This window comes from Mycobacterium sp. SM3041, from assembly GCF_039668335.1.
GTDB lineage: Bacteria > Actinomycetota > Actinomycetes > Mycobacteriales > Mycobacteriaceae > Mycobacterium.
Genome location: NZ_JAYXBQ010000044.1, coordinates 156,872 through 178,715 on the forward strand (window position 1 = coordinate 156,872; position 21,844 = coordinate 178,715).

Here is a 21,844-nt window from a genome sequence, read left to right on the forward strand (position 1 = left end):
ACCCATGCTGACCGCAGGGTTGATCGTTGCCGGCCTCGCCGCGCTGCTGCACGTGTACATCTTCGTGATGGAGTCGCTCACCTGGACTTCGCCGCGGACCCGAGCCACCTTCGGGCTCACCGAGCAACAGGCGGTGGACACCAAGGAGCTGGCGTTCAACCAGGGGTTCTACAACCTGTTCCTGGCGATCGTCACCGCCGTCGGTATCGCGGCGATCATCTTGGGATGTAACGCGGTCGGGCTGGCGCTGATCTTCGCCGGCATCGGGTCGATGGCCGCCGCAGCGCTGGTGCTGTTGCTGTCGTCCCCGGAGAAAGCGCGGGCCGCCATCACGCAGGGCATCTTCCCGGTGCTCGGCATCGTCGCGTTGTTGATCGGATCGCTGGGGTGATTCGTCGCTGCGCGACCGTCGCTGCCGCCGTCGTGTTGGCCTTCACCGGTGGCGGCACGTCCGCCGCGGATCCGCCTCCCGACCCGGTGCAGCTGGCCGACACGCTCGTCGCCGACGAGCAGGCCGTGCGGGATCCGGCGACGCCGGAGCCCGCGTTGATCGACGCTGCGCACCGGCAGCAGGTCGCCTATCGCGAGATCGCCAGGCATCCGGAGTGGGATGCGGTCATCGCGCCGCGCATCCCGCCGGCACTGGCCGCGGCGTACGGCCGCAACGTCGACGCCGGCCGGCAGCTGGCCGGGATGACACCTCCGCGCGACAACCTCCCGCCGTGGACCATCCAGCCGCCGGCGCCCGCCGACGAACTGCTCGGCTACTACCGCGAGGCGCAGGCGGCATCCGGGGTCGACTGGACGTACCTGGCGGCGATCAACCTGATCGAGTCGCGGTTCGGCCGGATCAACGGCGACAGCACGGCCGGGGCACAGGGGCCCATGCAGTTCCTGCCGTCGACGTTCGCCGCGTACGGCTCCGGTGACATCCGTTCGCCGCGCGATTCGATTCTCGCGGCGGGCCGCTATCTGGCGGCCAACGGTTTCGCCACCGACCATGACGGCGCCCTGCACCACTACAACCATTCCGGCGCGTATGTCCGTGCCGTCAACGACTATGCGGCAGTGCTGGCTGCCGATCCCGCCGCGTTCGCGGGCTACTACCAATGGCAGGTCTACTTCCGGACCACATCGGGCGACGTGTTGCTGCCGGTCGGCTATTCGGCCTGAGCCGTCAGTGATGTGACAGCAGGTGCGTGCTCACCTGATCGCCGCCGGCGCGTTTGGCGACATACATGGCGTGGTCGGCCGACGCCAGGAGCTGGTCCATGACCGGCCGGCTGCCGGCCGGCGCGTGGGCGATCCCGAAGCTCGCCGTCATGTACCACGGCTTCGTGGCGATGCTCCGGCGTAGCCGCTCGGTGAAGCGCAGGGCAGTGGCCTGATTGCCACGGATGGCGATGACGAACTCCTCGCCGCCGATCCGAGCCGCGACCGCACCTTTGGGCAGGGCGTTCATGATGGCCCCGGCGACGTCCATCAGAACCCGGTCGCCGACGGCGTGCCCGAGCGTGTCGTTGATGCGTTTGAAGTCGTCCAGGTCCAGGAGGATGACGCTGATCTCGGATTCGGCGTGGGGACCGGCGAGCAGCGGGCGGATGGCCTGTTCGAAACCGCGGCGATTGGGCAATTGCGTCAGTGGGTCCAGGTGGGCCACGGCGGAGTCGTCGCCCAGCAGCATCACCAGCACATGCACGGCGAGCGGGAGCAGCAGCGTGTTGGCGACGAGCCCGACGAACACTGCGGCAGCCAGCTGCGGATCGCCTTGCTCCGCCAGTCGGACCCCGCAGGTCGCGGCGGTCAGGATGGCGGTCACGGCCACCGACGCCAGGTATTTGGACGTGTGGAAGGACGCCACGTACGCGGCGAGCAGCGCGAACACAAAGCCGCCCAGAGCCGCCGCCTTGGGGTCGCGCTGCACCAGACACACGCCGGCGATACAGAACTGCAGCAGGATCACGATCACGGTGGACTGGCGCCGGCGCGGCCAGCGCGTCAGCCACACGATCGAGCACCCGATGGCGACGACACCGGCGACGACCGGCACCGCGACGGAGAAGACGGTCGCCGGGCCGGACGGACTCCAGATCGTCGCGAGGCCGACCGCGCCGCCACTGAGGACGATCAGTCCGACGATGATGCGGGTGTAGGGCTGCAGGCCACGGTTCTCGATGTACGCGGACAGCCATTCATAGTGGTCGGGCCGGTGCCACCATTGCCGAATTCGCTGCCAGGCCAACGTCCCGAACCTCCCTCACACCCGGGAAAAGCTAGCGCATTGTTAACTGGATTGCACGGCGTAGAGGCTTATCCGCACGAAATTCCCATCTTACTTTCGCGAAAATAATTGCTAGTGCGATGTCCCGCTTGATGGGTCGTGGAATCGCACGCGGTGTGGTGGTCGGCGTTGACGCCCTTGATGGCACACTGGTCTCTACCGCGGCACGGCGTACGGCTGGTCCGGCCCGCTTGCCTGTTCACAGACTCAACAGAACGAAAGATTTTCGCTGTCATGGATTTGGTCGTCTTCCTGCCGCTGCTCCTGGTCATGGGTGCCTTCATGTTCTTCGCGTCGCGGCGGCAGCGGAAGCAGATGCAGGCCACGATCGACCTGCACAACTCGCTGAAGGTGGGCGACCGCGTGCACACCACGTCCGGTCTGCAAGGCACCATCGCCCGGATCGACGACGACAACGTGGATCTGGAGATCGCTCCCGGCGTCGTCACCATCTGGATGAAGCTCGCCGTGCGCGACCGCATCGAGCCCGAGACCGAGGCCGCCGCTGAGGACGTGACCTCGGCTGCCGTCGAAGAGGGCGCGCCGAAGACCGAAGGCTGACATTCCCGCTCCAACACGTACCCTTTGCGGGGCTGACGTACCGATCTCAAGGAGACCCTAGAACCGTGGCATCGTCTTCGGCGCCGGTGCACCCATACCGCTATTTGTCGTTGTTCCTGGCGCTGCTGATCGGCGCCTACCTTCTGGTGTTTCTCACCGGCGACAAGCAGGCCAAGCCCAAGCTGGGCATCGACCTGCAGGGCGGTACCCGGGTCACCCTGACTGCACGTACCCCTGACGGCTCGACGCCGACCCGCGAGGCGCTGATCCAGGCCCAGGAGATCATCGGCGCCCGTGTGAACGGCCTCGGTGTCTCGGGTTCCGAGGTTGTGATCGACGGTTCGAACCTGATCATCACGGTGCCCGGCCAGGACGGCAGCGAGGCCCGCAACCTGGGCCAGACCGCGCGGCTGTACATCCGGCCCGTCGTGCACGTCATCCCGGCGCAGGGCGCGCAGCCCGCGAAGCCCGCCGCGCCGGCTGCTCCGGCTCCCGGTGGCATCCCCGGCGGGCCCGGTGGTCTGCCCGGCATGCCCGGTATGCCGCCGCTGATCGCGCCCGCCGAGCCGGAGGCCCCGGTCGTCCCGCCGACGCCGGGCATGCCCGCGCACCCGGCCTCGACCGAGCCGGCACCCGCCCCGGCCCCGCAGCCGCGGCCCTTCCCGGAGGAGCCGACCCCGGCGCCGTCGGACACCTCGGCCACGCCTGCCCCGCCGGCACCTGCCGCTCCGGGTGCACCTGAACCGGGTGCCCCCGCCGCTCCGGCCCCGGGCGCACCGGGCGTCCCCGCACCGGGTGCCCCCGCGCCCGCGCCGGGAGCGCACGGCCCCAAGGCCGAACTGGCCCAGCGCATCGCCGACGAGAAGGCCCTGCGTCAGAGCACGCAGCCGCAGATCCAGCTGCTGGCTCTGCAGTTCCAGGCCACCCGCTGCGACCAGCAGGACGTGCTGGCCGGCAACGACGACCCGAACCTGCCGCTGGTGACCTGCTCCAAGGACCACAAAGAGGTCTACCTGCTGGACAAGTCGATCATCAGCGGTGACGAGATCAAGGACGCGTCGTCCGGTCTGAACCAGCAGCAGGGCGAGTACGTCGTCGACGTCACGTTCAAGGAGAAGGCCGCCGAGGTGTGGGCCGACTTCACTGCCAAGAACATCGGCACCCAGACCGCGTTCGTGCTCGACTCCCAGGTCGTCAGCGCGCCGGCCATCCAGGAGGCGATCCCGGGCGGCCGCACGCAGATCACCGGCCACTTCAACGCCTCGACGGCGAAAGACCTGGCCAACGTGCTGAAGTACGGCTCGCTGCCGCTGTCGTTCGAGTCGTCGGAGGCGGAGACGGTGTCGGCCACGCTGGGCCTGACGTCGCTGCGCGCCGGCTTGTGGGCCGGTCTGATCGGTCTCGGTCTGGTGCTGCTCTACTCGCTGGCCTACTACCGGGTCCTCGGCCTGCTCACCGCGCTGTCGCTGGTCGCGTCGGGCGCCATGGTGTTCGCGATCCTGGTGCTCCTGGGCCGGTACATCAACTACACGCTGGACCTGGCGGGTATCGCGGGTCTGATCATCGGTATCGGTACGACCGCCGACTCGTTCGTGGTGTTCTTCGAACGCATCAAGGACGAGATCCGAGAGGGACGCAGTTTCCGCTCGGCCGTGCCACGTGGTTGGGCACGCGCCCGCAAGACCATCGTCTCGGGTAACGCGGTCACCTTCCTGGCTGCCCTGGTGCTGTACATCCTGGCTGTCGGACAGGTGAAGGGCTTCGCGTTCACCCTGGGCCTGACCACGATCCTCGACATCGTGGTGGTGTTCCTGGTGACGTGGCCGCTGGTCTTCCTGGCGTCGAAGTCGGCGCGGATGGCCAAGCCTGCGTACAACGGTCTCGGCGCCGTGCAGCAGATTGCGCGCGAGCGGCGAGCGGCCAGCCTGACGGGACAGGGGTAACACCGACATGTCGAAGCACTCAACTGACGACACCGACCTGGAGCTGACCGAATCGGCTGCGGCCGAGGAGGATTCGGCCACCGGGGTCGAGGAGACCACCGCCACCGAGCCGGGCGGCAGCCTGCCGCAGCACGGATTCTTCGTCCGCCTCTACACCGGTACCGGTGCATTCGAGGTCATCGGCAAGCGTCGTATGTGGTACGCGATCAGCGGCGTGATCATGCTGGTCATGATCGCCAGCATCCTGATCCGCGGTTTCAACTTCGGTATCGATTTCGAGGGCGGAACCAAGATCGCGATGCCGGTGGCGGGTGTGTCCACCACTGCCACTCCGCAGGCTGTCGAGGACGTCTTCAACAAGACGCTCGGCCATGCCCCCGAGTCGGTGGTGCGCGTCGGCAACGGCGACTCGGCCACCCTGCAGATCCGCACGGAGACCCTGTCGACGGCGGACACCGAGAAGGTGCGCAACGCCCTCTTCGACGCATTCCAGCCGAAGGGCGAGGACGGCAAGGCGTCCAAGGCCGTCATCAGCGATTCGGCGGTGTCGTCGACCTGGGGTGATCAGATCACCAAGAAGGCGCTGATCGCGCTGGTGGTGTTCATCGTCATCGTCTCGATCTACATCACCATCCGCTACGAGCGATACATGGCGCTGGCCGCGCTGGCCTCGCTGGCCTTCGACCTGCTCAGCACGGCGGGTGTGTACTCGCTCGTCGGGTTCGAGGTCACGCCGGCCACCGTCATCGGTCTGTTGACCATCCTCGGCTTCTCGCTCTACGACACCGTGATCGTGTTCGACAAGGTCGAGGAGAACACCCACGGCTTCGAGCACACCACCCGCCGGACGTTCGCCGAGCAGGCCAACCTGGCGGTCAACCAGACCTTCATGCGGTCCATCAACACCAGCCTCATCTCGGCGCTGCCGATCATCTCGCTGATGGTGGTCGCGGTGTGGCTCCTGGGCGTGGGCACGCTCAAGGACCTGGCCCTGGTCCAGCTGGTCGGTGTCATCGTCGGTACCTACTCGTCGATCTTCTTCGCCACCCCGCTGCTGGTGTCGATGCGCGAGCGCACCGACCTGGTGAAGAACCACACCCGCCGGGTGCTCAACCGCCGCAAGTCGTCGATCGAGCGCGGCGTCACCGGTGGCGACGAGGTCGCCGTCGGTGCGGTGAACGCACCGGAAAAGCCGGCGCCGGGGGCCAAGCCGTTGCGGCCCACCGGTAAGCCGTCGGGTAAGCGCGCCCGGGGCTAGCCCTCGATGCCCGCCCGGTTCCGCCGAACCGCCTTGGCCGGTGCGGTGATGTTGGTGGCCGGTTTCGGCCTGTCCGGTTGTGACAGTTCGGCCGACGCCGTCGACTACATCGTCGACGGCGCACTGCCCACCTACAACACCGCGTCGGTCGTCGGCGCGGCTTCGGGTGCGCCGCAAGCATTTTCGCGGGTGCAGACGGGGTTCAACTATCGCGGGCCCGACGGGCAGGTGGTCGCCGATCGCGACTTCGGCACCGTTTCGGTGATGGGCCGGGCGCCGCTGACGCTCGACTACAAGATCAACGACAGCGCCGTCTACTCCGACGGCAAGCCGGTCACGTGTGACGACATGGTGCTGGCCTGGGCCGCACAGTCGGGGCAGTTCCCGGCGTTCGACGCGGCCAGCCGCGCCGGCTACAGCGACATCGCGGTCGTCGACTGCACCCCGGGGCAGAAGCGCGCCAGGGTGACGTTCGTCCGCGACCGCGACATCACCGACTACGGCCAGCTGTTCGCGGCGACGTCGATGCTGCCGGCGCACGTGCTGGACGACGCGCTCGGTCTCGGCGACGGCGGCGTGACGAAGGCACTGCAGAGCGGTGACGCCCCGACCATCGACAAGATCGCCGACGCCTGGAACACCACCTGGGATCTGAAGCCCGACACGGACCTCAAGAAGTTCCCCTCGGCCGGCCCCTACAAGCTCTCATCGGTGGCCAAGGACGGCTCGATCACGTTGGCGGCCAATGACAAATGGTGGGGCGCCAAGCCGGTGATCGGCAAGATCACGGTGGCGCCGCGGGGCGCCGACATCGCGAGCCGGATCAAGTCCGGCAAGGCCGAGGTCGTCGACATCGCCGCCGGCGTGGTCGGCAAGGACGATGTGCCGTCGAGCTACGTGCGCAGGGACAGCGCGTCCGACGACATTCAGCAGCTGATCTTCGCGGCCCAGGGGGTGCTGGCCGATCCGGCCGCGCGCCGCGCCGTCGCGCTGTGTACGCCGCGGGACGCGATCGCCGCCGCGGTCGGCGTCTACGTCAGCAATGCCCGGCTGAATACGGCGTCGGATGATTCCCTCGCGGTGGCCGAAAACGTCGACGCCAGTGGGCAGTTCGCCGCCGCCGACGTGGATGGGGCGCGCGCCGCGGCGGGCGGCCAGCCCCTGACCGTGCGGATGGGGTATCGCGGGCCGGATGCCCGGCTGGCCTCGGTGGTCGCCGCGATCACCAAGTCGTGCGCCGCCGCGGGCATCACCGTGCAGGAGGTCGCGTCGCCGGCGGTCGGTGCACAAAGCTTGCGCGCCAACGACATCGACGTGCTCCTGTCCGGTGGCGGGGGAGCCGCGGGCAGTGGTTCCAGCGGTTCGTCGGTGGTGGATTCGTACGCCCTGCACAGCGGCAACGGCAACGACCTGTCGGGTTACGCCAACGAACGCGTCGACGGCGTCATCGCCGCCCTGGCCGTGACCACCGACCCCAAGGAACAGGCGCGCCTGCTCGGTGAGGGAGCCGGGGTGCTGTGGGGCGACCTGCCGACGCTGCCGCTGTACCGCCAGCAGCGGACCCTGCTGGTGGCGAAAGACCTGACGCTCGTGCGCGCCAACCCCACGCGGTGGGGCGCCGGCTGGAACATGGACCGCTGGGGGAGCAAGTGACCGATCTCAACGCACTCTTCACCGAGCTGGTCCGTGAGGTGCCGGACTTTCCGGAGCCGGGCATCCAGTTCAAGGATCTGACGCCGTTGCTCGCCGACGGCCGCGGGCTTGCCGCGGTGACGGCCGCACTGGCTGAGGCCGCCGACGGTGTGGATCTGGTTGCCGGTATCGATGCACGCGGGTTCCTGCTGGGTGCCGCCGTCGCGACCCGGTTGGGTACCGGAGTTCTCGCGGTCCGCAAGGGCGGGAAGTTGCCGCCGCCGGTGCACAGCCAGTCCTACGCGCTGGAGTACGGCACCGCCACGCTGGAGATTCCCGCCGATGGGATCGATCTGACCGGCCGGCGCGTTGTCGTGATAGACGACGTGCTCGCCACCGGCGGAACGGTTGCTGCGACGGTCCGGCTGCTGCAGGCGGCAGGTGCGACGGTGACCGCGGCCGCGGTCGTACTCGAACTGAACGGCCTCGGTGGACGCGCTGTGCTGGAACCGCTGCCGGTCACGAGCCTGTACGTCGTCTGAGGGGCTATCCTCGACAAACCAGGTGTAGGAGGTGTGCGGCGTTGGCTGACGACAAGGTGACGCAGGTCCAGTCGGCGCCGCCCGAGCCGCCGCAGGCGGCGTCACTGGAAGCGGCCAAGGGCACCGTCAGCGCGTCCCGCCGTGTCCGTGCCCGGCTCGCCCGCCGTATGACCGCCCAGCGCAGCCTGGTCAATCCCGTCCTCGAGCCGCTCGTCGCGGTGCACCGCGAGTACTACCCCAAGGCCGATCTGGCGATCCTGCAGCGCGCTTACGAGATTGCCGAGGAGCGGCACGCGCCGCAGTTGCGCAAGTCCGGTGATCCGTACATCACCCATCCGCTGGCTGTCGCCAACATCCTGGCCGAGCTCGGCATGGACACCACGACGCTCGTCGCCGCGCTGCTGCACGACACCGTCGAGGACACCGGCTACACGCTCGAGGCGCTCACCGCCGAGTTCGGCACCGAGGTCGGTCATCTGGTCGACGGCGTCACCAAGCTGGACAAAGTGGTGCTGGGCTCGGCGGCAGAGGCCGAGACCATCCGCAAGATGATCATCGCCATGGCGCGCGATCCCCGCGTGCTGGTGATCAAGGTCGCCGACCGGCTGCACAACATGCGCACCATGCGGTTCCTGCCGCCGGAGAAGCAGGCCCGCAAGGCGCGCGAGACGCTCGAAGTGATTGCGCCGCTTGCCCATCGGCTCGGTATGGCGACCGTCAAGTGGGAGCTTGAGGACCTGTCCTTCGCGATCCTGCACCCCAAGCGGTACGAGGAGATCGTGCGGCTGGTCGCCGACCGGGCGCCGTCGCGTGACACCTACCTGGCCAAGGTGCGTGCCGAGATCGCCAATTCGCTGCAGGCCATGAAGATCAACGCGACCGTTGAAGGCCGGCCGAAGCACTACTGGTCCATCTACCAGAAGATGATCGTCAAGGGCCGCGACTTCGACGACATCCACGACCTGGTCGGTGTCCGCATTCTCTGCGACGAGATCCGCGACTGTTACGCCGCGGTCGGCGTCGTGCACTCGCTGTGGCAGCCGATGGCCGGGCGGTTCAAGGACTACATCGCGCAGCCGCGCTTCGGTGTCTACCAGTCGTTGCACACGACGGTCGTCGGCCCGGAGGGCAAGCCACTGGAGGTGCAGATCCGCACCATCGACATGCACCGCACCGCCGAGTACGGCATCGCCGCACACTGGCGGTACAAGGAAGCCAAGGGCCGCAACGGGTTACCCGCGGGCGGACACGCCACCGAGATCGACGACATGGCATGGATGCGCCAGCTGCTCGACTGGCAGCGTGAGGCGGCCGACCCGGGCGAGTTCCTCGAGTCGCTGCGTTACGACCTTGCCGTGCAGGAGATCTTCGTGTTCACGCCCAAGGGTGACGTGATCACGCTGCCGGCCGGTTCCACACCCGTCGACTTCGCGTACGCGGTGCACACCGAGGTCGGGCACCGCTGTATCGGCGCCCGCGTCAACGGCCGCCTGGTGGCGCTGGAGCGCAAGCTCGAAAACGGTGAAGTGGTCGAGGTTTTCACCTCCAAGGCCCAGAACGCCGGCCCGTCGCGTGACTGGCAGACGTTCGTGGTGTCGCCGCGGGCCAAGGCCAAGATTCGGCAGTGGTTCGCCAAAGAGCGGCGTGAAGAGGCGCTGGAGACCGGCAAGGACGCCATCGCCCGCGAGGTGCGCCGCGGCGGAATGCCGTTGCAGCGGTTGATGAACGCCGAACTGATGGCCGCGCTCGCGCGCGAACTTCGCTACGCGGACGTCTCGGCGTTGTACACCGCCGTCGGTGAGGGACATGTCTCGGCCCGGCACGTCGTGCAGCGGTTGGTGGCCACGCTCGGTGGTGACGACGACGCGGCCGACGAGATCGCCGAACGGTCGACGCCGGCCACCATGCCGGTGCGGCGCCGCACGAATGACGATGTGGGCGTAGCGGTTCCGGGTGCACCCGGGGTGCTCTGCAAGCTCGCCAAGTGCTGCACGCCGGTGCCCGGCGACAACATTATGGGGTTCGTGACCCGCGGCGGTGGCGTCAGCGTGCACCGGACCGACTGCACCAATGCCGCGTCGCTGCAGCAGCAGGCCGAGCGCATCATCGACGTGAAGTGGGCGCCGTCGCCGTCGTCGGTGTTCCTGGTGGCCATTCAGGTCGAGGCGCTGGACCGGCACCGTCTGCTGTCCGACGTCACCCGGGTGCTGGCCGACGAGAAGGTCAACATCCTTTCGGCGTCGGTCACCACGTCCAACGATCGAGTTGCGATCAGCCGCTTCACTTTTGAAATGGGCGATCCGAAGCACTTGGGCCACGTGCTGAACGTGGTGCGCAACGTCGAAGGCGTGTACGACGTCTACCGCGTGACTTCGGCCGCCTAGCGCGCTTTTCCGCTGTCGCTCGTGACTTGAGCAAACTCGCACCCAGCGCTGCGCAAGATTGGTGCAGGACTGGGGTTGGTGGTGCGGGTAATCTCAGATGCGGGACTGTCCAGATGTGGGGGTGGACGCGTTGAGCGGTGAGTTGAAGATCGACCTGGAGACGATGTCGTGGTCGGCGGCTTCGGTGCCGCCCCTGGGTTGGGTGCATCTTCCTGCGCACGGTGATCCGGTCAGCTTGATGCTCTCGTCGTATATCCCAGGATTGGTCGACGGCGCCAACGAGAAGGTCGCCGCTGCGCAGGCGGAAGATCAGGCCTTTGCGGGCAAGGTCTCGTCGGCCAAGAGCGCTTATCAGAACGCTGACGATGCCGGCGGGCAGACGATCCAGAAGGCCGCCGGCGACAGCCTCAATCCCGCATCCGCCGCGGGCAAAGTTGGCGGCGGTGCCGACGGTGGAATGGGCCAATTTGGCCAGATGATGGGCATGGCGATGCAGGCCTTCCAGGCGCCCGCGCAGGCCATGCAGGCACTCGGCTCGGTTCCGCAGACCGCGATGCAGGCCGCCCAGCAGATCGGACAGCAGGTCCAGCAGCTCGCCGGGCAGGCCGGTAAAGACGGGGCCAAGCCGGGAGACGCAGGTGCCGGGGGAGTCGGTGGTGCCGCCGGTCAACAGCTCAAGCCGGAAGAGCGCAAGCCGGGCGACGAGAAGGCCCGCGAGGAGAAGCGGGACGAGAAGCCCGAGGAAAAGAAGGACCCCGAGGCCGCCAAGAAGCACGCGGCTGCCGGGCCCAGCAGCGGCCCGTCCGCACCGGTACCGCCTTCCGCGCCTGCGCCGCGGTCGGGGCGCCACGCCGCAAACCCTGCGGTCGATGTGTAATTTTCGGTCTTGACTGTTTTGCGTTGAGTTTCTGAGGGAGGGCGATCTGTGACGCAACCGCCGACGTGGGGTGCGCCCCCGCCGCAGCAGCCGGGTGGCTGGCCGGGCCAGCCAGGACCAGGTCAGCCTGGTCCCGGTGGGCAGTGGGGCCCGCAGCAGCCGTGGCCGGCCCCGGTTCCGCCGCAGAAGAACGGCGCCGCCAAGTGGGCCATCGGGGCGGTGTCGTTGGTTGCGGTGATCGCGGTAACGGCCGTAGTCGCAGTGTCGTGCACGAAGAACAGCGGTGACAGCAATGGAGGCGGCGGCCCGAAGACCTCAGCCGCACCGTCGGACGTCGCAAGCGCCAACGACACCGGGCCCGTCGGGATTATCACCGACGATCCGTCGTGTGCGCCGTGGGCGCCAATCAATAACACTCTGTACGACGTTGAGAACAAAGGTTGGCTACAACGCGACCCAGCAATTCCGGCTTCGTCCTGGACACCGGATATTCGAGCTCAATATGAGGCGGTAGGAAAGGCCATGCGTAAGGCCGCCGATCAGGCGGTACCACTAGCCAAAATGACCACTCATCGGGTCATGCGTGAGCTCTACGGGCAATTTACGGCGTACCTGCGTGCCTATGCGGATAGCATCCCAACTTACACGGCTCGTGACGACAACCTTGCGCGCGCCGGATCGACTGCGGAAAACACCATTATGGCTGTTTGTGCAGCCATTTCATCCGGTTCGGCCGTGGCTCGCGCGACTTTGGCTCCATCACCGGCTGCACCAAGTTCAGTCGCTCCCATCGGGGATTTGTCCAATCCGCAGCGCATGTTGAGTACGCCCGACCCTGTCTGTACAGATATTTCTGCAACTCTTGATCAATTGCTGCTGAGTACTGCGTTCAAAAACTGGGTGAACACCGACCCCCAGGTCGCCGTCGGCAATTGGTCTCCGGAGCAGCAGGCGCTGACGGACGCCGTCGTACCCGTGATGACCTCGACTGCAGATTCATTGGAAAGACTGGCCCGCACCAGTTCGAATCCAATAGTTCAAGATTTCATTCAACTCGGAGTGCAGTATCGGCGCACGTACGTCCAGTCCTTACAGACTTATCAACCTAGCGATCAAGATATCTATGCCGCAGGTCAGAGGGCACCTGGCGTACTGCTAGGAGCTTGTAAGTACGCGGCTGGTTGAGAATCGGCAGCACGTGTCAGGAATTGGTCCAGCTTTCCGAACAGGGAACCGAAGCAGAGTTGCCGACCAGGAGCTTTTCGTGATGGTGGACTACCGCGGTGTAAGGGTGATGGCCCATGGCGATTGAACGTTTTCACCCAGGCGACTATGGCCCGAAGACAGTAGAAGGTCCTGCGTTCCCGGACGTTGACGAGAATGCACTGAACGATATTGCTGTGCGGCTGATGTCCTTGGGTGATCGTCTCGACGGTGAGGTGATTCCGCATCACGCTCACCAACGGATGCAGTTGTCGGACTGGGAGGGCGAGGCCAGCCGGCTTGCGGAGGCGGCAGCAACGGGCGTTCTTGGTTCGTATGGGGATGCGTGCGAAGCGGTATATGCGGCTGCCCGCAAAGTATTTCGCGCCGAATCTGCGGTGGTTCAAACCAAGAACGCGGTAAATCAGACCGCAGAGGCTACCGAGCAGGTATGCCAAATATTCGCAAAGGCAGCCCTTCAAATGCTCGTGGCCGCTTGCGCGGCGGCACAATCGGGGGATGCGCCTGCCGCCAACACATTCATCAACTCGGCTGTGACCTTCCTGAAATCGATCCAGGCGATGACGGCTGCCGGTCTTGCAGAGAACACGAAAGCTGTGGCTGCATGCGCCACCGGGCTAGCAACGGAGCTGGGTGTTCCGCCGGGTACACCCGGAGCCAAGGGTGAGATGCCGCCACCTCCACCGCAGACCCAAAACGTGCTGACTCCTGGTGCTGTACCGACGGCTGGGTTGCCAGGTGGAGCCCCAAGTGCAGGTGGCGGTCACGGCGAAGTTTCGGGAGATAGCGCCGGCGCCGGTGGGTCTACGTCGACAAACACTGGGAAAAATCCGCCCGCCACCGGCCACGGGGATACAGCGGGCGATAGTGGCGGGGCCGGTGGGATCCAACCAACCAAGGCGGTCCCGAATCCACCCCCGGCCGCCCAAGGCGACCGCACCGGCGATACCGGCGGCGGCACCCCCGGGAAAGTCGCGCCTCGAGCGGTGCCCACAAATGTTCCTGATGCGGTTCCTCCTAGCGGGAACGAGGCATCCCCAGGCGGCATCAACGCAGCGATGGGTGGGTCACCGGGTTCGCGTCCGACTCCCTCAGGGGCAACCACGACCGGTGCGCCGTCGGCGTCGTCGGTTTCCAGTTCAGCTTCCGGCGCCCCGCCAAGCACCCCGACCGGCCAGGGCACAGGCCAAGGAACTGGACAAGGCGCTGGCCAAGGCACAGGCCAGCCAACCGGTCAGCAAGCCCAAGGCCCGCAGACTCCAAAGAACCCATTCGGACAACTGCCGACGCAGCCGTTGTCCGCGGCGGCGAATGCGGTTCCACTCACGACGCCCGAACCCGCCACCCAGACGGGCGCAGGGTCGGGCACTCCGGCTGCTGCAAGTGGGGCGGCGACAGGCGCCGGCGGCGCGGGTGCAGCGCCGGTGACCCAGGCAGCGGGCGCGGCAAGTGCCGCTGCCCCAACCGGCACACCCGCCGGCGCCGCACCGGCCGCGCCGCTGGGGCCGGCACCGACGCCGTCGCCGGCCGCGCCGGTCGCGCAACCCGGCGCAGGTGCCGGTGGTCCGGGTGGTCCGGGCGTCGCGCCGATGTCGACCAACCAGCAGCAGAACGCCGCTGCCGCGGCGCCGATCCCGGTGACGGCGGCGCGCGCCGAACGTGACGCGATGGCTGCCGCGGCGCGGGCCGGTCTGGTGCGCAAGTCCGCGGGTGACGCGGATGTGCAGTTCGCCGAGCGAATCGCGGCGGCGTTGCACGCGCCGCCGTCGATCCCGGCGATGGCGTGGAACTTCGTGTGGGCGGTCGGCGTGACGACCGATGGCGAGATCATCGCCGCGAATTCCTATGGGGTGTCGTTCATTCCGGACGGCATGTGCCTACCCTCGCAGGTGATCTTCGTCAGCGCTGACGAGCGCATCCCGGCCGGCCAGCGCGGCCGGTGGGTCCGCGAGCCGTTCGTCGCCCTGCAGGCGTGGTGCACCTTCCATGAGAAGACGCTCAAGGTGATCATCGGCACCGAACAGGAAGTGCAGCCGTTCGCCGGCAGCCTCCAGACGAGAGTCATTCCGCCCGAGGACATTCCGACGGACGGCCTGATGAAGGGTCGCACCCGCTTGGAGGTCATCGCTCCCGAGGCCGCCGCGAAGCTCGCGGAGTGGCCGGATGCGCAGCTGCATGAAGCGTTGCCGCCGCAGCCGGTTCAGCTGGTCCCGCCGGACCCCGCGGCTATCGGCAAGGCATGGATGGAATCGATCCGCCCGCTGATGCAGACGACGGGCGAGACGTATCGGACGGCACACCTCGAGAAGCTGGCTGCCTACGGCCGCCTGCAGGAGTCGGCGGCGCTGTACCGCGCGTACACCGCGCCGTACGCGGCCGACCTGCGGGCAGCGATCACCGATTGGGTGTGGTGGCAACAGTTCTCGACGATCCAGGGTGACGCCCAGCTGGTTGAGCTGGGCGCCTAACCGCGCGGCAGCATCGCGAGCTGCCGGCTCTGGACGACCACCTGGCCGGTGGAGTCCAGGATGACGTGGTCCTCCTCGAACCACGTCTCGCCGACCACGGTCGAACTGGCTTGCACCCGCAGCCATCCCGGCGCCGGCCGCCGTCGCACATAGGTGGTGAGCTGCACGGTGGGCGTCCAGCCGAAGTGTCCCTGATTCATGGTGACCGGGGGAGTGATGTCGCCTGCCATCAGCGCGAACAGCAGGGCGGTCTCGGGGTTGGCCTCGTCATCGGCGAAGGGCCGCAACCACATTCGGTTGACGGGGTCGCCTTCCTCGCCGGACAGGAACGGTGTGGCTGCGTCGAGCAGGAAGTCGCAGCCCTGTGCCACGTGGACGATCGCACCGACCGCGTGGCCACCGGTCACCGGTACGGCATCCGCAGGTGGTTCCACCGGCAGGTAGGACACCTCGAGCGATTCCTGGTGGCGCGGCGGCTTGGCGTCCAGCGGCCCGAGCGTCACCGCGCAACTGACCGCCGCGCGACCGTTCTGCGACAACTGGACATCGACCAGGGCGACCTGGCGTCCATGCTTGCGGACCGTTGTCGTCAGCTGCACCTCGCCGGGGTCCGGCGCGTTCAGGTAGTTGGCGCTCACGGCGACGGGTGCCAGGTCGGATTCCGCACCGATGGCCTGCTGCGCGGCCGCGGCACACACCGCCATCATGCAGCCCCCATGCACCTTCGGGCCGATCGTCCACACCGGGTCGATGGTGGCGGTGAAGGTGCCGTCTCCGACCGCGGTGACGGTGGTGAGGTCCGTGAAGGGGTGCGCTGTCATTCCATCTCCAACGGTGACGCAATGGTTGCTGATTCCGGAATGGGCAAAGCTCACGACCGATTCAGCCGGATCTCGATGTCACCTGCGGAAACGGTGGCAGCATTTGGATCATCAGTGACGATCACGCCAACCCGGTTGCCCGACTCCCGGTCGACGAAGCACAGTGGACCGCGTCCGCCCTTCTGTAGATGCTTGTCGCCCCACTGACTCATCGCCAGGTACACCGGCAGGAGGTCTTCGCCGGCCTCGGTCAGCCGGTATTCGTCCCGCGCCCGCTTGCCGGGCTCCTGATAGGGCACCCGCACCATCAGTTGTGCGGCCTCGAGTTGTTTGAGCGCGCGCGACACCGCGGGTGCGGACGTTCCGATCCGCTCGACGAAGTCTTCGAATCGTGTTGTACCGAAAAGGCTTTCGCGGACAGCGAGAAAAACGGTCTTGGTGCTGAGCAGGTCCAGCAGCTTGGCCACCGAGCAGCCGTCCTTGATCGACCACTGGCGGTCGCGCAGTCTTTCCTCGAACTCCATCACACCCTCTTTTTGGATAACGCTTGCGTTACTCAGATATCCGTGCTTCCATCTTAGTAACGTCATCGTTATTCAGCAAGGGAGCCTCAGATGGTCGCAGTGGCAGGCAAGGTGGTCGTGGTGACCGGCGGACGGCGGGGTCTGGGCGCCGCACTCGTCGACGAACTTCTGGCCAGGGGAGCGCGCAAGGTCTATTCGACAGGCCGGTCGTCGTTCACCGATGAGCGCCCCGAAGTGGTCCCGGTCGAACTCGAAGTGCGTTCGGAGGCATCGGTTTCCGCGTTCACCGAGCTCGCGCCGGATGCCGAGATCATCTTCAACAACGCGGGCATCCTGCTGCCCGGTTCGCTGCTGACCGGCGGTTTCGACGATATCGAGGCGACCTTCGACATCAACGTCTTCGGGCCGCTGCGAGTGGCTCGGGCCTTCGCACCGATTCTGGCGGCCAACGGCGGCGCCCTGGTCAACATGCACTCGGTACTGTCCTGGGTCGCCGGCAGCGCGGCGTACGGCGCCTCGAAGGCCGCGATCTGGTCGGTCACCAACTCGCTGCGCGGCGAGCTGGCGGCACAAGGCACGCAGGTGGTCGGGGTGCACGCCGGGCTGATCGAGACCGACATGGTCGCCGATATCCCGGGTCCGAAGACGACGGCGGTGGACATCGCGACCCGCATCATCGACGGACTGGAAGCGGGTGCGGTCGAGGTCCTGGCCGATGAGGTGTCGGTGGGTGTCAAGTCGGCGTTGTCGGGTCCGGTGGAGAACCTGACCTTCGCGATGGCGGTCTGACGGCATGCCGCTGTGGACCATTCACCACACGCCGGACTTCTTCACCGCCGAGGACAAACGTGCGCTGGCGCGCAGCATCACCGATCATTACGAGAAGGCGGGACTGCCGCGGTTCTACGTCGTGGTCATCTTCAACGAAACTCGTTCGGGTGACCTGTATGTCGGTGGTGAGCAGACCGACGTCGGGCTGCGGGTGGTCATCGACCACATCGCCCGCCGTGCCGCGGACAAGGACCATCGCCACCGCATTGCCCACTGGATCAAGTCGATCCTCAATCCGTATTTGGAAGCGCAGGACAACCCGCACTGGGAGTTTCACGTCGATGAGACCAGTGAGGACCTCTGGATGATCAACGGCTTGATCCCGCCGCCCATGGGCTCGGACGCCGAAAAGCGTTGGGTCGCAGACAACGCGGTGTCCGCGTACTGACCGTCAGGACCCCAGCGGCAGCATCGCCATTTGGCGACTCTGTACGACCACCTGGCCGTTGGCATCGACGATGAGGTGGTCCTCCTCGAACCAGGTGTCGCCGATGACGGTGGAGCTGGCCATGACTCGCAGCCATCCGGGTGCGGGCCGGCGCCGCAGGTAGGTGGTCAGCTGGACCGTCGGCGTCCATCCGAAGTGTCCGCGGTTCATCGTGACCGGCGGTGTGATGTCACCGGCCATCAGCGCGAAGAGCAAGGCCGCATCTGGATCGGCTTCGTCGGAGGCAAAGGGACGCAACCATATCCGGGTGACGGGCTCGCCTTCGGCGCCGGTCAGGAACGGCGTTGCCGCGTCCAGGCGCATGTCGCAGCCCTGTGCGACGTGGACGACGTGCCCCAGCGGATGGTCAGCGGTCACCGGTACCGCATCAGCCGGCGGCTCGACCGTCATCGCGCAGACTTCCAGCGGCACCTGATGGCGCGGCGGCTTCGCATCCAGTTGTCCCAGGGTGACCGAGCACGTGACGGCGACCCGGCCGCGTTGTGACAGCTCGACCTCGACCAGGTTCACCTGTCGGCCGCGTTTGCGGATCGTGGTGCTGAGCCGGACCTCGCCCGGATCGGGCGCGTTGAGGTAATTGGCGCTCAACGTAATCGGGGCCAGGTCGGCGGCGTCGGGAACACTCTGGCGAGCGGCGGCGGCGCACAGCGCCATCATGCAGCCCCCGTGCACCTTGGGGCCGATGGTCCACCTGCCGTCGATGTTGGCGGTGAACACACCGGAGTCGATCGCGGTGACAGTGGTCAGATCGGTGAAGGGATGCTGCGTCATGCCATCTCCAATTCCGGTGTTGTGCTTGTGGTTTCAGCGGCACGGGTGGGACGGCTCCGGACCTTCAGCGGCCACCAGAACCAGCGTCCGAGCAGTGCCGCGATCGACGGGGTGATCAGGGAGCGCACCACGAAGGTGTCGAACAGCAGGCCGAGTCCGATCGTGGTGCCGATCTGACCGACCGACCGCAGGTCACTCGCGATCATCGAGATCATGGTGAACGCGAACACCAGGCCGGCGGCGGTGACGACGCCACCGGTGGCGCCGGTGGCACGGATCAGTCCGGTGCGCAGGCCGGCGCTGATCTCCTCCTTGAAGCGGGACACCACCAGCAGGTTGTAGTCGGAGCCGACGGCCAGCAGGACGATGACCGACATGGCGATCACCAGCCACTGCAACTCGATGCCCAGGAAGTACTGCCAGATCAGCACCGACAGACCGAACGACGCGGCAAGGGACAGCACCACGGTGCCGACGATGACGATCGACGCGACCAGGGCCCTGGTGATCAGCAGCATCACCACGAAGATCAGGATGATGGCGGCGAGGGCGGCGATCAGCAGATCGTAGTGCGCGCCCTGCTGGATGTCCTTGTAGGTCGCGGCGGTACCACCCAGATAGAACTTCGCGCCGGCCAGCGGCGTGCCCTTGACGGCCTCCTTGGCGGCCTGCAGTTCGGCGTCGACGTGCGAAATGCCTTCCAGGGTGGCGGGATCCACGTCATGAGTGACGATGAAGCGGGCCGCCTTGCCGTCGGGGGAGAGCATCAGTTCCATGCCGCGCTGAAAGTCGGGGCTGCTGAACGCTTCTGGCGGCAGGTAGAACATGTCGTCGTTCTTCGCGTCGTCGAACGTCTGACCCATGGCCGCGGCGGTGTCGGTCATGCGTTCCATCTGGGTGACCATGCCGTCGAAAGTGCTGCGCATGGTCTGCATCAGGTTGCGGACGTCCGTGGACAGGCTGATCAGCGGTGGCAGTTGGGCGGCGATCTGCGGCGTCACGACGTCGAGCTTGCCCATGGCGTCGGACAGTGCCCTGGTGTTGTCGGCCAGCCGGTCGAAGCCGTCGGTGGCGTCGAACACCGAGCGCATGGCGTGACAGACCGGAATGTCGAAGCAGTGCGGCTCCCAGTAGAAGTAGTTCCGCAGCGGCCGGAAGAAGTCGTCGAAATCGGCGATCTGGTCGCGCAACTCGGCGGTGGTCGCCGACATGTCCTGCGCGGCAACATCTCCGGCATGTGTGGCATCGGCCAACTGCACGCTGAGGTCGTGCATGTGCCGCATGATGCCGATCATCGAGGTGAGGTGGTCGGTCATGGTCTGCACGTCACCGAGGCGGGCCTTCAGGAACTGCAGGTTCTCGTTCATCGAGACGGCCTGCGCGCTGATCTGGAACGGCACCGAGCCGTGTTCCATCGGTGGGCCGAGCGGGCGCGTGATGCTCTGCACCCGGGCGATACCCGGTACCCGGAAGATGTTCTTGGCGATCCGGTCCAGCACCAGCATGTCCCGGGAGTTCCGCAGGTCGTGATCGGCCTCGACCATCAGCATGTCGGGGTTCATCCGCGCGGAGGTGAAGTGCTCTTCAGCCGCGGCATAGCCGATGTTGGACGGCACGTCTTTCGGTACGTAGAAGCGATTGTCGTAGTTGGTGCGGTATCCGGGCAGGGCCAGCACTCCGACCAGCGCGGCAGCGGTGGCCGCGACCAGGATGGGCCCGGGCCACCGGACCACGGCGGTGCCAACCCGGCGCCAGCCGCGGGTCTTGTTGGCGCGCTTGGGGTCAAGCAGTCCGAAGTGGGTGCTGACGACCATCACCGCGGGTGCGAAGGTCAGCGCCATGACCAGGATGACGGTCATCGCCGTCGCACACGGCAGCGCGAGGGTGTTGAAGTAGTTCAGGCGGGTGAACAGCAGGCACATCATGGCGCCGGCGATGGTCAGGCCGGAGCCGAGGATCACGTGGTAGACGCTGGAAAACGTTGAGTAGTAGGCGGTTTCGCGGTCCTCGCCGGCGTTGCGGGCCTCGTGATAGCGGCCGACCAGGAATATCCAGTAGTCGGTGCCGGCGGCGATCGCGAGGGCGGTCAGCACGCTGACGGCGAAGGTCGACAGGCTGATCAATTGGGCGTTACCGAGGACGGCGACCAACCCGCGGGCCATGCTCATCTCGGTCAGCACGACCAGTAGGGCAATGAATGTCGTTGCGATGGAGCGGTATACGACCAGCAGCATCACCGCGATGACGACGAGCGTCACGACCGTCATCTTGACCATGCTCTTGTCGCCGGCCTCGTTGGTGTCGGCGACCAGGGCGGCCTGGCCGGTGACGAACGCCCTCACCCCGGCCGGCGGATGGCTGCGGTCGACGATGTGCCGCACCGCGTCGACGGATTCGACGCCCTCGGTGGACCCCTGGTCACCGCGCAGGTTCACCTGGACGTAGGCCGCCTTGTGGTCCTCGCTCTCGGAGCCGGCCGAGGTGATGCGGTCGCCCCAGAAGTCCTGCACGTGCTCGATGTGTGCGGTGTCCTGCTCGAGTTGGTGCACCAGGTCGCCGTAGTACTGCCGTGCGGTGTCGCCGAGTGCCTGGTCCGACTCGATGATGATCATCAGCACACTGTCGGAATCGAATTCGCCGAACGTCGTGCCGATGTGTTTGGTCGCGATGACCGATGGCGCGTCCTGCGGGGAGAGCGACACGGCGTTGTTCGCGCCGACGACCTCGAGTTTGGGCACCAGCAGGTTGGTGGCCGCAGTGGCTGCCAGCCAGATCAGGATGATCGGCACCGACAGGATGCGGATCAGCCGGGGATAGCGGCCCCGGCTGCTGTGCTGGCCGCTCATGCTGCCTTCACCAGGCAGAACGTGGTCGCCGCAGCGCCGTCGGACGACTGGTGGTCGCGCAGCTCGCCATTGACCGTGATGCGGCAGGTCAGCCGGCTGCTGTCGCCCTGGGCGACGAGGTTGGCGAACACGCTCGGCACCGTGGTGGTCAGGGTTTTCGACCAGGGCAGTGAGGTGAAGCGCTCGCGTTGCGGCTGGGCCCGCTCGTCGACGTAGCTGATCATCCCGGTGGTGTCGGAGGGTCCGTCCACTTCGTACGTCACGTACTTCGGGATGGTCGAAACGATGTTGTCCGTGCGGGTTTCGGCGGAATGCTGGCTGCCGAACACGCCGTGGAAGCGGTCGATGACGAAACCGCCGACCGTGACGACCCCGACAACCGTCAGCAGCACCCAGCCGCGTCGCGCGGTCTTGAGCAACCAGTTCATGACCA

Annotated in this window: 19 protein-coding genes; 13 read left to right on the forward strand and 6 right to left on the reverse strand. The window is 66.7% G+C overall.

From position 1 onward, the window contains the following. The first annotated feature begins 4 nt into the window (after positions 1-4). Together VXD91_RS12945 and VXD91_RS12950 are read left to right on the forward strand one after the other, a co-directional pair. The gene (locus VXD91_RS12945; RefSeq protein WP_318984453.1) at positions 5-391 is read left to right on the forward strand and encodes a DUF1304 domain-containing protein; all 387 of its coding nucleotides are present in this window, start codon (positions 5-7) and stop codon (positions 389-391) included. A gap of 32 nt (positions 392-423) precedes the next feature. Then, the gene (locus VXD91_RS12950) at positions 424-1,173 is read left to right on the forward strand and encodes a transglycosylase SLT domain-containing protein (protein WP_318984619.1); all 750 of its coding nucleotides are present in this window, start codon (positions 424-426) and stop codon (positions 1,171-1,173) included. 4 nt (positions 1,174-1,177) lie between these two features. Here VXD91_RS12950 and VXD91_RS12955 read toward each other — a convergent pair whose 3' ends face one another. Then, a complete protein-coding gene (locus VXD91_RS12955; protein WP_318984454.1) occupies positions 1,178-2,242 on the reverse strand; it encodes a GGDEF domain-containing protein in 1,065 nt (354 codons plus the stop codon). 273 nt (positions 2,243-2,515) lie between these two features. Between VXD91_RS12955 and yajC the strand changes: the two genes are divergently transcribed. The 9 genes from yajC to VXD91_RS13000 all read left to right on the forward strand — a co-directional run bounded on the left by yajC (position 2,516) and on the right by VXD91_RS13000 (position 15,170). Then, positions 2,516-2,842: a preprotein translocase subunit YajC gene (gene yajC, locus VXD91_RS12960; RefSeq protein ID WP_346415566.1), complete on the forward strand. Its 327-nt coding sequence runs from the start codon at positions 2,516-2,518 to the stop codon at positions 2,840-2,842. A 65-nt stretch (positions 2,843-2,907) separates the two neighbouring features. Beyond that, positions 2,908-4,785, forward strand: coding sequence for a protein translocase subunit SecD (secD, locus tag VXD91_RS12965; RefSeq protein WP_212811625.1), 1,878 nt, complete (start codon positions 2,908-2,910; stop codon positions 4,783-4,785). A gap of 7 nt (positions 4,786-4,792) precedes the next feature. Then, the gene (secF, locus tag VXD91_RS12970; RefSeq protein WP_346415567.1) at positions 4,793-6,043 is read left to right on the forward strand and encodes a protein translocase subunit SecF; all 1,251 of its coding nucleotides are present in this window, start codon (positions 4,793-4,795) and stop codon (positions 6,041-6,043) included. Positions 6,044-6,049: 6 nt separating this feature from the next. Continuing rightward, positions 6,050-7,696: an ABC transporter substrate-binding protein gene (locus tag VXD91_RS12975; protein WP_346415568.1), complete on the forward strand. Its 1,647-nt coding sequence runs from the start codon at positions 6,050-6,052 to the stop codon at positions 7,694-7,696. After that, positions 7,693-8,217 (forward strand): adenine phosphoribosyltransferase, encoded by a 525-nt coding sequence (locus tag VXD91_RS12980; RefSeq protein WP_318984456.1) that lies wholly within the window; start codon positions 7,693-7,695, stop codon positions 8,215-8,217. The genes VXD91_RS12975 and VXD91_RS12980 overlap by 4 nt, the downstream gene beginning before the upstream one ends. A 41-nt stretch (positions 8,218-8,258) precedes the next feature. Further along, a complete protein-coding gene (locus VXD91_RS12985) occupies positions 8,259-10,601 on the forward strand; it encodes a RelA/SpoT family protein (RefSeq protein ID WP_212811621.1) in 2,343 nt (780 codons plus the stop codon). 130 nt (positions 10,602-10,731) lie between these two features. Next, on the forward strand, positions 10,732-11,478 hold the full coding sequence (locus VXD91_RS12990; protein ID WP_346415569.1) for a hypothetical protein: 747 nt from the start codon (positions 10,732-10,734) through the stop codon (positions 11,476-11,478). 219 nt (positions 11,479-11,697) lie between these two features. Then, positions 11,698-12,663, forward strand: a complete 966-nt coding sequence (locus tag VXD91_RS12995) for a hypothetical protein (RefSeq protein ID WP_346415570.1) — start codon at positions 11,698-11,700, stop codon at positions 12,661-12,663. Between the two features lie 1,463 nt (positions 12,664-14,126). Continuing rightward, positions 14,127-15,170: a secretion protein EccK gene (locus VXD91_RS13000; RefSeq protein WP_131808742.1), complete on the forward strand. Its 1,044-nt coding sequence runs from the start codon at positions 14,127-14,129 to the stop codon at positions 15,168-15,170. Here VXD91_RS13000 and VXD91_RS13005 read toward each other — a convergent pair. Both VXD91_RS13005 and VXD91_RS13010 read right to left on the reverse strand, forming a co-directional pair. Further along, positions 15,167-15,991, reverse strand: a complete 825-nt coding sequence (locus tag VXD91_RS13005; protein WP_346415571.1) for a thioesterase family protein — start codon at positions 15,989-15,991, stop codon at positions 15,167-15,169. The genes VXD91_RS13000 and VXD91_RS13005 overlap by 4 nt on opposite strands. A 50-nt stretch (positions 15,992-16,041) precedes the next feature. Then, positions 16,042-16,515, reverse strand: a complete 474-nt coding sequence (locus VXD91_RS13010; RefSeq protein WP_064858996.1) for a helix-turn-helix domain-containing protein — start codon at positions 16,513-16,515, stop codon at positions 16,042-16,044. Between the two features lie 90 nt (positions 16,516-16,605). On the opposite strand from VXD91_RS13010, the gene VXD91_RS13015 reads away from it, so the two are divergent. Together VXD91_RS13015 and VXD91_RS13020 are read left to right on the forward strand one after the other, a co-directional pair. Continuing rightward, positions 16,606-17,304 (forward strand): SDR family oxidoreductase, encoded by a 699-nt coding sequence (locus VXD91_RS13015; RefSeq protein ID WP_346415572.1) that lies wholly within the window; start codon positions 16,606-16,608, stop codon positions 17,302-17,304. Positions 17,305-17,308: 4 nt separating this feature from the next. Then, positions 17,309-17,734, forward strand: coding sequence for a tautomerase family protein (locus tag VXD91_RS13020; protein WP_064858998.1), 426 nt, complete (start codon positions 17,309-17,311; stop codon positions 17,732-17,734). Between the two features lie 3 nt (positions 17,735-17,737). Here the strand turns inward: VXD91_RS13020 and VXD91_RS13025 are convergent, their stop codons facing one another. The 3 genes from VXD91_RS13025 to VXD91_RS13035 are packed head-to-tail and all read right to left on the reverse strand — an operon-like array spanning position 17,738 to position 21,839. Then, positions 17,738-18,565 carry a thioesterase family protein gene (locus tag VXD91_RS13025; protein ID WP_346415573.1) on the reverse strand — a complete coding sequence of 276 codons (828 nt, stop codon included), beginning with the start codon at positions 18,563-18,565 and terminating at the stop codon, positions 17,738-17,740. Beyond that, positions 18,562-21,411 (reverse strand): MMPL family transporter, encoded by a 2,850-nt coding sequence (locus VXD91_RS13030; RefSeq protein ID WP_346415574.1) that lies wholly within the window; start codon positions 21,409-21,411, stop codon positions 18,562-18,564. The genes VXD91_RS13025 and VXD91_RS13030 overlap by 4 nt, the downstream gene beginning before the upstream one ends. Beyond that, positions 21,408-21,839 (reverse strand): MmpS family transport accessory protein, encoded by a 432-nt coding sequence (locus tag VXD91_RS13035; RefSeq protein WP_318984465.1) that lies wholly within the window; start codon positions 21,837-21,839, stop codon positions 21,408-21,410. Before VXD91_RS13035 ends, VXD91_RS13030 begins: the two co-directional genes overlap by 4 nt. Between the last annotated feature and the right edge of the window lie 5 nt (positions 21,840-21,844).

What these genes read in the sequence shown, in the direction of transcription:
- VXD91_RS13005 (WP_346415571.1), bottom strand. Translation starts at nt 15,991, where the DNA reads ATGACAGCGCACCCCTTCACGGACCTCACCACCGTCACCGCGGTCGGA.
- VXD91_RS13010 (WP_064858996.1), bottom strand. Translation starts at nt 16,515, where the DNA reads ATGGAGTTCGAGGAAAGACTGCGCGACCGCCAGTGGTCGATCAAGGAC.
- VXD91_RS13030 (WP_346415574.1), bottom strand. Translation starts at nt 21,411, where the DNA reads ATGAGCGGCCAGCACAGCAGCCGGGGCCGCTATCCCCGGCTGATCCGC.
- VXD91_RS12945 (WP_318984453.1), top strand. Translation starts at nt 5, where the DNA reads ATGCTGACCGCAGGGTTGATCGTTGCCGGCCTCGCCGCGCTGCTGCAC.
- VXD91_RS12975 (WP_346415568.1), top strand. Translation starts at nt 6,050, where the DNA reads ATGCCCGCCCGGTTCCGCCGAACCGCCTTGGCCGGTGCGGTGATGTTG.
- VXD91_RS13015 (WP_346415572.1), top strand. Translation starts at nt 16,606, where the DNA reads ATGGTCGCAGTGGCAGGCAAGGTGGTCGTGGTGACCGGCGGACGGCGG.
- secF (WP_346415567.1), top strand. Translation starts at nt 4,793, where the DNA reads ATGTCGAAGCACTCAACTGACGACACCGACCTGGAGCTGACCGAATCG.
- yajC (WP_346415566.1), top strand. Translation starts at nt 2,516, where the DNA reads ATGGATTTGGTCGTCTTCCTGCCGCTGCTCCTGGTCATGGGTGCCTTC.
- VXD91_RS13020 (WP_064858998.1), top strand. Translation starts at nt 17,309, where the DNA reads ATGCCGCTGTGGACCATTCACCACACGCCGGACTTCTTCACCGCCGAG.
- VXD91_RS13035 (WP_318984465.1), bottom strand. Translation starts at nt 21,839, where the DNA reads ATGAACTGGTTGCTCAAGACCGCGCGACGCGGCTGGGTGCTGCTGACG.
- VXD91_RS13025 (WP_346415573.1), bottom strand. Translation starts at nt 18,565, where the DNA reads ATGACGCAGCATCCCTTCACCGATCTGACCACTGTCACCGCGATCGAC.